The following is a 9,395-nucleotide window of genomic DNA, read 5'->3' on the forward strand; positions in this document are numbered from 1 at the left end:
CCGCTGCGAGGATTGGAGGCACCATGGCGCACCGGCTGCCGATCAGCCTGGCCTGCTGGGACTACGACCGCACCCGGGCGCTGCGGGAGGGCGCCGTACGGCCGACCGGCGTCGACCTGACCTACCTGCCGCTGCCGCCCGAGGAGACCTTCTTCCGGATGCTGCGCTGGCAGGAGTTCGACGTCGCGGAGATGTCCCTGTCGTCGTACGTGCTGTCGCTGTTGGCCGACGAGCCGCCGTTCGTGGCGATCCCGGTCTTCCCGTCGCGGGTGTTCCGGCACAGCTCGATCTACCTGGCGCCGTCGTCGACGGTCCGCGAACCGGCCGAGCTGGCCGGCCGCACCGTCGGCATCCCCGAGTACCAGATGACCGCCGCCGTGTGGATCCGCGGCATCCTGGCCGAACACCACGGGCTGGCGGTGGACGGGGTCAGCTACCGCACCGGCGGTCTGCACCACGCCGGCCGGCAGGAGAAGCTGCGGCTGGACCTGCCGGACCGGTTCGACGTACGGCCGATCGGCGCGGGCGAGACACTCGACGGGCTGCTGCGCGGCGGCGCGATCGACGCCCTGTACACCGCCCGGGCACCCCGGTCGTTCGAGCCGGCCGCCGGCCCGGACCGGGTCCATCGGCTGTTCGCCGACCCAGCCGCCGCCGAACGGGCGTACCTGCAGGCCACCGGCATCTTCCCGATCATGCACACGGTGGTGCTACGCCGCGACGTCTACCAACGGCACCGGTGGCTGGCCCGAGCGCTGCTGGACGCGTTCACCGAGGCCAAGGACCGGGTCTACGCCGAACTGCGGGAGGTGACCGCGTTGAAGGTCAGCCTGCCGTGGGTGGTGCCGGCCGTCGAGGAAGCGGCGGCGCTGCTGGGCGACGACTTCTGGCCGTACGGCGTCGAACCCAACCGGACGGTGCTGGAGACGTTCCTGCGCTACTCGCACGAGCAGGGCCTGGCCCGGCGACGGCTGGACCCGGCGGAGCTGTTCGCCCCGGAGACGCTCGCCGACACCCTGGTCTGATCCGGTCCGGCACAATTCGGCAGCTGTCCGTTGCGCCGCGGCCCAGCACCGGTCACGGCACGGCGGACCGGCGCAGCAGGGCCCGCAGGGCCGGCTCCTCCACCGGCCGGGACAGGCCGAATCCCTGACCGAACTCGCAGCCCATCTCGGTCAGCTCGACCCGCTGCTCGTCGTTCTCGATCCCCTCGGCGACCGTGCTGAGCCGCAACCCCCGGCTCATCGCCAGGATCGCCCGGACCATCGGCAGGCAGGCCGGGTCGTCGGCGCCTATTCGGGCCACGAACATCTTGTCGATCTTCAACTCGTCGATCGGATAGCGGTGCAGGTGACCGAGGGAGCTGAATCCGGTGCCGAAGTCGTCCAAGGCGATCCGCACGCCGAGTCGACGCAGCGCGGACAGCTGCGACTCGACCGCGTCGTGCTCGGTGGCCAGGACGCTCTCGGTCATCTCCAGGGTCAGCGTGGCCGGCGGCAGCCCGGAGCGTTCCAATGCGGCGAGCACGTCCGCGACCACGTCGCCCAGCATGAACTGGCGCACACTGACATTGACGTTGATCTGCACCGGTCGGCCACTGAGCCGCTGCCATCCGGCACCGGTCACACAGGCCTCGCTGAGGATCCAGCGGCCGAGTGGGACGATCAGCCCACTGCCCTCGACCAGCGGGATGAACTGGTCCGGCCGGACCATGCCGCGCTGCGGGTGACGCCACCGGACCAGCGCTTCCGCTCCGCGTACCGCACCGTCCGACAGGGCGTGGATCGGCTGGTAGTGCAGGACGAACTCGCGCCGCGGCAGCGCGTCCTGGGCCTCCACCTGCAGGCGCATCCGGTCGACCGCCGGCTGGTGCAGTTCGGTGCGGTACCGCACCCGGCGGGCCCGGGGCGCGGCCTTGGCGATCTGCAGCGCGATGTCGGCCTCGCGCATCAGCCGATCGGTGTCGGCGTCGCCGTCGCTGACCGCGATGCCGACCCGGGCAGCGACCAGCCGCAGGTGGCCGGCCACCTCGATCGGCCGGTCGAAGACCGCCAACAGGTCGTCGGCGATCCGCTCGGTGTCACGGGCGGCGGCCCGCTCGGCGGTCAGCAGCACGGCGAACTCGTCGCCGCCGAGGGCAGCCAGCAGGTCGGTGGCCGCCAGCTGGTGCCGCAGCAGGCCGGCGACCGCGACCAGCAGCTCGTCACCGGCCTGGTGGCCGAGGGCGTCGTTGACCACCTTGAACGAATCGATGTCGAGCAGCAGCAGCGCCACGTCGGTGGTGCTGCCGAGCGCCGTGGCCAGCCGTTCCCGCAGCAGGGCCCGGTTGGCCAGGCCGGTCAGCGGATCGTGGTACGCCTGATGGCGCAGCCGCTCGGTGAGCCGTACCCGCTCGGTGACGTCACGGACGGCGAACAACAGCCCGCGGACGTTCGGATCGTGCAGCAGGTTCTGCCCGCTGATCTCGACCGTGGCCAGCTGCTCGGCCTCCGGTGCCGGGACCTGGCACTGCAGCGTCTCCGCCGCACCGCCGTCGCCGAGCAGCCGGGCGAGCCAGGCGTCGGCCGCCGGCCGGTCCGGCGGGACGATCCAGGACAGCAGCCGGTCGCCGGGCAGCCCGCCGGCGAGCCGGAACACGTCCGCTGCCGCCGGGCTCAGGTAGCTGACCGTGGTGTCTCGGTCGGTCAACACGATCACGTCGCGCGACGACCGGACGACCGCCTCGAACCGGGCAGCCGTGCCCGCCTCGAACCGGCGGACCGCGACCAGCACCAGGCGCAGCGCCAACGACGACAGCAGCAGGCCGGGGCCGTACTGGCCGAGCTGCACCTCGGCCAGGGTGCCGCCGGCGGCGAGCACGCCGGTGGTCATCGCCGCGAGGGTGAACCCGACCGAGAGCAACGCCGCGGGCAGCCCACCGTAGAGCGCACGCAGCGCGGTGCCGACGAACAGCACCCCGCCGGCCGGTAGCGCCCCGACCCCCCAGATCACCACGCCCACAGCTGCGGCGGCCGCCAGATCGTGGACGATCGTCGGTCGTTCCCGCCGGTACAGCCGCACGGCGAGCACCGCCAGGACGGCGACGGCCGGCAGCACCGGCCAGGACCGGCTCGGCTCGACCACCGGCGAGATCAGCCACTGTGGAATAACGGTGGCCAGGCAGGCCAGCAGAAAGGCCAGGAAGGCCCGGCGCACCACCGGCAGCAACGGCTGGTTCGCCCCGACCTTCACCCAGGAGCGCAGCGCGGTCGACCACTGCCGGCGGCGTCCAGCGGACATGTCCGCCAGACTACGGCCTACGATCATGGCCCGGGGTGCCGACACTCCAGCGTTTGGTGTCCCTGGTGGACTGTTTGGTGGATAGCGGCAGCCAGGCCGCCGGTGTTATCGACCAGTTCGTCACAACAAGTTGGACCGGTGGAACCCGCCATCTACCGGGATCATCGCCCCGGACAGGTACGACGAGTCCTCCGAACACAGAAAGGCGATGGCCGCGGCGAACTCGTCGTACCCGCCGACCCGGCCCAGGTGCACCGCCCGGTCCAGATGCTGCTGGCGGTCCGGGGTCCGGTTGGGAAACGGGGCGTTGCCGACGACGATCCCGTTCGACGAGACGCCCCGGGACCCGTACTCCTTGGCGATCGAGGCGACCAGGGCGCTCATTCCGGCTTTGGCGGCGGCGTAGGCCGCACCGTTGACCTGACCGTTGGTGCCGGAGATCGAGCCGATGCCGACGATGTGCCCGCGTCCGGCGGCCAGCATGCCGGGCAGTACGGCCCGGGCGCAGAGGAACGCCGAGGTGAGGTTCAGGGCGAGGAAACCGCTCCAGTCCTCGAGGCTCGCGTCGGCCACCGCCGCCCAGGCGGCTCCGGGCAGCGCTCCACCGGCGTTGTTGACCAGGATGTCGACCGGGCCGTGCCGACCGGCCACCTCGGCGACCAGGTCGGCCACCTGGTCGGCCGAGGTGACGTCGGCCCGACCGGCGACCGCCCGGCCGGGCAGGTCGTCGGCGGCCGCCCGGGTCTCGGCGATGCCGTCGGGGTTGATGTCGTTGACGACGACCGTCGCGCCCTCGGCGGCGAACCGCAGCGCGGTGGCCCGGCCGATCCCCCGGCCGGCACCGGTGACCAGAGCGACCTTTCCGGTGAACCTCCCGGGCATCGCGTCAGCCCTTCTGGAACAGGGGGTTGCGGGCGTTTTCGCTGATCACGACCATGGTGGCGAAGCGCCAGCCGACGTCGGGCTCCCGTCGCATACCGAACAGGTAGGCACCTTCGTGCTCGCCCCGGCGAAACTGCGGGCCGTCGCCGCTGGTCGCGACGAGGCTGTACACGGCGGCGACCGACGCGGTCCGGCCGTCGTCGGCGACCCGGATCACCGGAGGGTGGATGAGGTGACGCAGTTCGTAGGTGTTGATCACGTCGGCGGACGGCGGCCCGTCGGCGTCGCCGGAGCGGGGCAGCACCGGGCGAAAGTACAGCTCGCGGAGCTTCTCCTTGCCCTTGACGGTCTCGTTCAGGGTGCCGCGCAGCTGCCGCTCGAAGTCCTCGGTGTAGTACTCCAGCAGGTCGTCCCACCGGCGCCGGTCGCACAGCCAGCCGTAGAGCATCACCAGGTCGGCGATCCGGCGGTGGTCCTCGGCGAGGGCCACCCGCTGCTCGACCGTGTCCGGGGTCCGCTCGGGCAGTTGGACCACGGCGATCAGTTCGTCGAGTTCGTCGTCAGTCATCGGGTCTCCACGTTTCAGGCAGGTAACGGGGTCTCGCTCAAAGTACCAAGCGCTTGTTAGGGTGGCAACGTGCGATCCGCTGAACCGGCTCCGTTGCTCGCCGTCGAGAACCTCGCCACCAGCTTCTCGACGCCGCGCGGTGTGCTGCGCGCCGTCGACGGGGTCTCCTTCACCCTCGCGCCCAGCGAGGCGCTCGGCGTCGTCGGCGAATCCGGCTCCGGCAAGTCCGTGCTGGTCCGCACCGTCATGAACATCCTGCCCCGGCAGGCGCAGGTCGCGGCGGAAAGTCGGATCCTGTTCGAGGGCCACGAGGTACGCGACCGACGAGGCGCCGCCGCCCGGCACTTCTGGGGCGCCGAGGTGGCCATGGTGTTCCAGGACCCGATGACGTCACTCAACCCGGTCCGCACCATCGGGCGGCAACTCACCGAGCCGATGCGTCACCACCTCGGGCTCAGCCGACGGGCCGCCGATGCCCGCGCCGCCGAACTGCTCGCCGAGGTCGGCATCAGCGAGCCGGTCCGACGGCTGCGGCAGTACCCGCACGAACTGTCCGGCGGCATGCGGCAACGCGTCATGATCGGCATCGCGCTGTCCTGCTCGCCCAAGCTGCTCATCGCCGACGAGCCGACCACCGCGCTGGACGTGACCGTACAGAAGGAGATCCTCGACCTGCTCGCCCGGCTGCGCACCGAACTGCGGATGGCGATGATCCTGATCAGTCACGACCTGGCCGTGGTGTCCGGCCGTACCGACCGGACCATGGTGATGTACGCCGGACGGGTGGCCGAGATCGGTCCGACCGCCGAGCTGTTCCGGCACACCCGGCACCCGTACACGGCGGCCCTGCTGCGCTCGACCCCTCGGATCGACCAGCCAAGCCACACCCCGCTGGAGGTGATCGCCGGCGGCGCCCCCGACCTGGTGCACCCTCCGCCCGGCTGCCGCTTCGCCCCCCGCTGCCGGCAGGCGCGGCCCCGGTGTCAGCAGGAGGACCCGGCACTGGTCGACGAACCCGGGCACCGGTACGCCTGCTTCTATCCGGTCGGCACCGAGGCCGGCGACCGCGCGCTCGCCGAGAACCTCGCCGACGGCCGGACCGGGGCTGGACTGGACCTCGCACCGGTTCCCACCGACCGGTCCACCCTCGACGGGGCGGTGAACTGATGGCCGGCACCGGCAAGGCGCACCTGCGCGACACCGACGACGTGGTGCTGCGGGTCGAGGACCTGACCGTACAATTCCCGGCCGGGCGGGGGCGCGTCGTACAGGCGGTCTCCGGGATCAGCCTCGACGCCCGGGTCCGGGAGACCGTCGGCCTGGTCGGTGAGTCGGGCTGCGGAAAGTCCACCACCGGCCGGGCAATCCTGCAGCTGCCGCCACCGACCAGCGGATCGGTCCGGTTCGACGGCACCGAGCTGACGGCACTGCGCGGCGAGCGGCTGCGCCGCACCCGCACCCGACTCCAGATGATCTTCCAGGACCCGATCTCGTCGCTCAACCCCCGCCGTACCGTCCGGGACATCGTCGCCGAAGGGCTGCGGATCTGGCACCGCGAGGGCGGTCCCGCCGCCCGGCAGCGGGTGGACGAGGTCCTCGACGCCGTCGGGCTGGACCCCCGGCTGGTCGGTGACCGGCGACCGCACGAACTGTCCGGCGGGCAGTGCCAGCGGGTCTGCATCGCCCGCGCCCTGGTGCTGGAACCGGCCGTGGTGCTCTGCGACGAACCAGTCAGCGCGCTCGACGTCTCAGTGCAGGCCCAGATCCTCAATCTGCTGGAGGAGATGAAACAGCGGTACGGCCTGACGCTGCTGTTCGTCGCCCACGACCTGGCGGTGGTGAAGCGGGTCAGCGACCGGATCGTGGTGATGTACCTGGGCAAGATCTGCGAGGTCGCCGCGCCGGACGTGCTGTTCGCCCGACCCGCGCACCCGTACACGGCGCTGCTGCTGCGCTCGATCCCGGAGCTGGACGACGGCTCCCCGGCACCGGCCCGCACCAGTGGTGAACTGCCGTCGGCGCTCGACCCACCCAGCGGCTGCCGATTCCGCACCCGGTGCCCGCGCGCGGCGGATGTCTGCGCCCGTACCGAGCCGCGGCTGCGCCGGACCGGCCCGGACCAGTACGTCGCCTGTCACTTCCCACAGGACGCGCCGGCCGACGGACCCACCGCCGGCCGGTCGCGGCCGTGACGGCCGGGTCAGTCCGCGGCGGCCGGCGCGACGAGCAACTCGTCGCGGCGCATCCAGTCCAGCACGTGTTCCCGACGGCTGATCTGCCAGCGACCGTCGACCCGGACCAGTTCGTCGAGGTAGCGCAGACCCCGGGTGCGCATCCGGGGACCGGCGGCCGGGCGGTCGATCAGGTGGGCCTGGGCGTAGGTCTGCGCCACCGCACGGTCGCCGGTCACCTCGGCGAAGTGGTTGCCGATGAAATGCATCGACGCCCGCAGGTCGACGATCTCCAGAGGGAACCGAACCGGCGACTGGCCGGTGAAGAACGCCATGATCCGGTCGATCCCGCCGGCCACCCGTACCCCTTCGTAGATCCCCTCCACGTCGTCGGTGAAGCAGCTGCGCAGCCGGTCCCAGTCCCGGCTGTCGATCGCCATGAAGTACCGGTTCACCACGTCGGCGATGGCCAGCCGGTCGGCGGTCAGCGTTTCCATGACCCGATCTCCCGTTCTTGAGTCGACGGTGCCGCGCAACCGCGGCACCCAATCGAAAGGTGTGCATGATGCCCGGATACGCCGATGACCGAGCGGCCATCGTCGAGTTGTTGAACCGGTACGCGCAGTGCTGCGACCGGCGTGAGTTCGAGGCGGTCGGCGGCTGCTTCACCGACGACGCCCAGGCTGAGTACTCCGGTAAGCGGTTGCCGCGCGGGGTGCGCCACATCGTCGCGCACATGGCGCCGCTGGCCCGACTGGCCGCCAGCCAGCACGTGGTCGGCTCGGCCACCGTCGAGGTCGACGGCGACTCGGCGGTCGCCAGCTCGTACACGGTGGCCCACCTGGTCCGACCGGTGCCGGACGGACACGAGGTGGTGCACCGGGGGCTGCACTACGCCGACCGGCTGGTCCGCACCGGCGACGGCTGGCGGATCAGTGAACGGGTGCACCAGGTGCTCTGGAGCACCAGCTTGCCGACCACCTGGCCGGTGCCCCGGTTCACCACCGCCGCCCAGCCGGCCGACTGACCCGTCGTTGCAGGCAGATCCGGGGTTGCAGGCGGATCCGGGTGGGTCCGGCGTTGCCGGGCTCACCCGGAGCCCGTCAGGTCGTCGAATGCGTCCCCGAGGCGGTCGACCGCGGCCACCAGGCCCGCCGGATCCAGCATGCTGAACGACAGGCGCAGGTGCCGGGGGTAGGCGTCGGCCAGCGAAAACTCGTTACCGGGGACCACCGAGACGGCCCGGCGCATGGCAGCGCGGGCCAGGGCCAACGCGTCGATCCCCGGGGCCTGGACGCCGGCCCAGACGAACATCCCGCCGTGCGGCATCGGGGTTGCCAGCCGACCGGCCAGCCGGTCGGCCACCGCCCCGGTCAGGGCTTCGGCCCGGGCCCGGTACAGGTCCCGCAGCCCGGCCAGGTGCCCGGCGAACCAGTCCGGATCGGCCAGCAGCTCGACGAGCAGCCGTTGACTCAACGCGGCGGAGTTCAGGTCGGTGGCCTGCTTGGCCACCGCCAGCTGCCGGTGCAACCACCGGGGCGCGCACAGGTAGCCGACCCGCAGCCCGGGTGCCACCAGCTTGGAGAAGCTACCGAGGTAGACCACCTGCTCGGCGGCGTCGGCGGCGACCGGCGGCAGGTCCGCTCCGGCGAACCGCAGCTGGCCGTACGGGTCGTCCTCGACGATGAGAAAGCCGTACCGGGCCGCGAGCTGCGCCAGTCGGGTACGCCGTCGCGCGGTGAGGGTGCGTCCGCTCGGGTTGGAGAAGTTCGGCACGAGGTAGCACAGCTTCGGCCGCAACCCGGCCTGCAGCCGCCCGGCCAGCAGCTCGGTGTCCATCCCGTCGTCGTCGACCGGCACCTCGACGATTCTCGGCTGGTAGCCGGCCAACGCCCGCAGCGCCCCAACGTAGGCCGGCGACTCGACCACCGCCACGTCACCGGGGTCCAGCAGCACCTTGCCGATCAGGTCGAGCGCCTGTTGCGATCCGGTGGTGACCAGCAGCCGCCCGGTCGGGTCGGGCAGCCGCAGCCGGCCGGCCAGGTCGGCACCGACCAGGTCGAGCAGGTCCGGGTCGCCCTCGGTGGCCGAGTACTGCAGGGCGGAGCCGCCCGCGCCGGCCAGTGCCCGCTCGGCCGCTGCAGCGACCGCCCGCGCCGGGAACGCCTCGGCCGGCGGCAGCCCGCCGCCGAGCGACAGCAGGGCCGGCCCGGGTACGTCGCCAGCGGGTGGCCGGGCCGCCGCCGCGACCAGCTCCCGCAGCTTCGACGGACGCATCCCGGCGGTACGGGCGGCGAACTCGGGGCGGGTGGTCATCGCGTTCCTAATGAGTTCCGGGAGTGAGCCATCCGGCAGACTCCTGATGGATAGGTAGCCGCCGGCGGGTGAGCACTCGTTGTTCCCGGACGTCGAGTCCTGACGGAAGATCGTGCCCCTGCCGGTCGGTGTGGAGAGTTGATCGCTGATGGGATGTCGTGCCCGCCCGGTCGCGGCGT

Annotated in this window: 9 protein-coding genes; 4 read left to right on the forward strand and 5 right to left on the reverse strand. The window is 72.0% G+C overall.

Annotated elements, in window-relative coordinates:
- Nucleotides 1-23 precede the first annotated feature (23 nt).
- The gene (locus tag ACFHWT_RS09140; protein WP_416594160.1) at nucleotides 24-1,025 is read left to right on the forward strand and encodes an ABC transporter substrate-binding protein; all 1,002 of its coding nucleotides are present in this window, start codon (nucleotides 24-26) and stop codon (nucleotides 1,023-1,025) included.
- Nucleotides 1,026-1,077: 52 nt separating this feature from the next.
- Here the strand turns inward: ACFHWT_RS09140 and ACFHWT_RS09145 are convergent, their stop codons facing one another.
- The 3 genes from ACFHWT_RS09145 to ACFHWT_RS09155 all read right to left on the reverse strand — a co-directional run bounded on the left by ACFHWT_RS09145 (nucleotide 1,078) and on the right by ACFHWT_RS09155 (nucleotide 4,729).
- Nucleotides 1,078-3,279 carry a putative bifunctional diguanylate cyclase/phosphodiesterase gene (locus tag ACFHWT_RS09145; RefSeq protein WP_416594161.1) on the reverse strand — a complete coding sequence of 734 codons (2,202 nt, stop codon included), beginning with the start codon at nucleotides 3,277-3,279 and terminating at the stop codon, nucleotides 1,078-1,080.
- A gap of 120 nt (nucleotides 3,280-3,399) precedes the next feature.
- On the reverse strand, nucleotides 3,400-4,161 hold the full coding sequence (locus tag ACFHWT_RS09150) for an SDR family NAD(P)-dependent oxidoreductase (RefSeq protein WP_416594162.1): 762 nt from the start codon (nucleotides 4,159-4,161) through the stop codon (nucleotides 3,400-3,402).
- A 4-nt stretch (nucleotides 4,162-4,165) separates the two neighbouring features.
- Entirely contained in the window at nucleotides 4,166-4,729 is a 564-nt protein-coding gene (locus ACFHWT_RS09155) for a nuclear transport factor 2 family protein (RefSeq protein WP_289205857.1), read from the reverse strand.
- A gap of 69 nt (nucleotides 4,730-4,798) precedes the next feature.
- On the opposite strand from ACFHWT_RS09155, the gene ACFHWT_RS09160 reads away from it, so the two are divergent.
- Both ACFHWT_RS09160 and ACFHWT_RS09165 read left to right on the forward strand, forming a co-directional pair.
- On the forward strand, nucleotides 4,799-5,896 hold the full coding sequence (locus ACFHWT_RS09160; RefSeq protein ID WP_416594163.1) for an ABC transporter ATP-binding protein: 1,098 nt from the start codon (nucleotides 4,799-4,801) through the stop codon (nucleotides 5,894-5,896).
- Nucleotides 5,896-6,921, forward strand: a complete 1,026-nt coding sequence (locus ACFHWT_RS09165; protein WP_416594164.1) for an ABC transporter ATP-binding protein — start codon at nucleotides 5,896-5,898, stop codon at nucleotides 6,919-6,921. The genes ACFHWT_RS09160 and ACFHWT_RS09165 overlap by 1 nt, the downstream gene beginning before the upstream one ends.
- Nucleotides 6,922-6,929: 8 nt before the next feature.
- On the opposite strand, the gene ACFHWT_RS09170 is transcribed toward ACFHWT_RS09165, so the two are convergent.
- Nucleotides 6,930-7,397 carry a nuclear transport factor 2 family protein gene (locus ACFHWT_RS09170; protein ID WP_416594165.1) on the reverse strand — a complete coding sequence of 156 codons (468 nt, stop codon included), beginning with the start codon at nucleotides 7,395-7,397 and terminating at the stop codon, nucleotides 6,930-6,932.
- Between the two features lie 68 nt (nucleotides 7,398-7,465).
- On the opposite strand from ACFHWT_RS09170, the gene ACFHWT_RS09175 reads away from it, so the two are divergent.
- The gene (locus ACFHWT_RS09175) at nucleotides 7,466-7,927 is read left to right on the forward strand and encodes a nuclear transport factor 2 family protein (RefSeq protein ID WP_416594166.1); all 462 of its coding nucleotides are present in this window, start codon (nucleotides 7,466-7,468) and stop codon (nucleotides 7,925-7,927) included.
- 62 nt (nucleotides 7,928-7,989) lie between these two features.
- On the opposite strand, the gene ACFHWT_RS09180 is transcribed toward ACFHWT_RS09175, so the two are convergent.
- Nucleotides 7,990-9,216: a PLP-dependent aminotransferase family protein gene (locus ACFHWT_RS09180; RefSeq protein ID WP_416594167.1), complete on the reverse strand. Its 1,227-nt coding sequence runs from the start codon at nucleotides 9,214-9,216 to the stop codon at nucleotides 7,990-7,992.
- Nucleotides 9,217-9,395: the final 179 nt, after the last annotated feature.

The sequence above is a fragment of the Micromonospora sp. LOL_021 genome (assembly GCF_048060215.1).
GTDB lineage: Bacteria > Actinomycetota > Actinomycetes > Mycobacteriales > Micromonosporaceae > Micromonospora_E.

What these genes read in the sequence shown, in the direction of transcription:
- ACFHWT_RS09180 (WP_416594167.1), bottom strand. Translation starts at nt 9,216, where the DNA reads ATGACCACCCGCCCCGAGTTCGCCGCCCGTACCGCCGGGATGCGTCCG.
- ACFHWT_RS09175 (WP_416594166.1), top strand. Translation starts at nt 7,466, where the DNA reads ATGCCCGGATACGCCGATGACCGAGCGGCCATCGTCGAGTTGTTGAAC.
- ACFHWT_RS09150 (WP_416594162.1), bottom strand. Translation starts at nt 4,161, where the DNA reads ATGCCCGGGAGGTTCACCGGAAAGGTCGCTCTGGTCACCGGTGCCGGC.
- ACFHWT_RS09145 (WP_416594161.1), bottom strand. Translation starts at nt 3,279, where the DNA reads ATGTCCGCTGGACGCCGCCGGCAGTGGTCGACCGCGCTGCGCTCCTGG.
- ACFHWT_RS09155 (WP_289205857.1), bottom strand. Translation starts at nt 4,729, where the DNA reads ATGACTGACGACGAACTCGACGAACTGATCGCCGTGGTCCAACTGCCC.
- ACFHWT_RS09140 (WP_416594160.1), top strand. Translation starts at nt 24, where the DNA reads ATGGCGCACCGGCTGCCGATCAGCCTGGCCTGCTGGGACTACGACCGC.
- ACFHWT_RS09165 (WP_416594164.1), top strand. Translation starts at nt 5,896, where the DNA reads ATGGCCGGCACCGGCAAGGCGCACCTGCGCGACACCGACGACGTGGTG.
- ACFHWT_RS09170 (WP_416594165.1), bottom strand. Translation starts at nt 7,397, where the DNA reads ATGGAAACGCTGACCGCCGACCGGCTGGCCATCGCCGACGTGGTGAAC.